Source organism: Streptococcus mitis (assembly GCF_047464945.1).
Classification (GTDB): Bacteria; Bacillota; Bacilli; order Lactobacillales; family Streptococcaceae; genus Streptococcus; species Streptococcus mitis_EA.
The window spans coordinates 1-564 of record NZ_JASHAX010000028.1; the positions used below are offsets into that span (position 1 = coordinate 1).

The following is a 564-nucleotide window of genomic DNA, read 5'->3' on the forward strand; positions in this document are numbered from 1 at the left end:
CGTCAACAAGTGCATCAGCTTCAGCAAGCACATCGGCATCTGAGTCAGCATCAACAAGTGCATCAGCCTCAGCAAGCACATCAGCTTCTGAATCAGCGTCAACAAGTGCATCAGCTTCAGCAAGCACCTCGGCATCTGAGTCAGCATCAACAAGTGCGAGCCAGTCAGCAAGTACATCAGCTTCTGAATCAGCATCGACAAGCGCGAGTCAATCAGCAAGCACATCGGCTTCTGAATCAGCATCAACAAGTGCGTCAGCCTCAGCAAGCACATCAGCGTCTGAATCAGCGTCAACAAGTGCATCAGCTTCAGCAAGCACATCAGCGTCTGAATCAGCGTCAACAAGTGCATCAGCTTCAGCAAGCACATCGGCATCTGAGTCAGCGTCAACAAGTGCATCAGCCTCAGCAAGCACAAGCGCTTCTGAGTCAGCGTCAACAAGCGCGTCAGCTTCAGCAAGCACATCAGCCTCTGAGTCAGCGTCAACAAGCGCGTCAGCTTCAGCAAGCACATCGGCATCTGAGTCAGCATCAACAAGTGCATCAGCCTCAGCAAGCACATCAG

General features: G+C 52.1%; 1 pseudogene. It reads right to left on the reverse strand.

The window, feature by feature from the left end:
- Nucleotides 1-208 precede the first annotated feature (208 nt).
- A pseudogene (locus QM424_RS09835) lies at nucleotides 209-564 on the reverse strand (adhesive domain-containing protein); the annotation flags it as partial.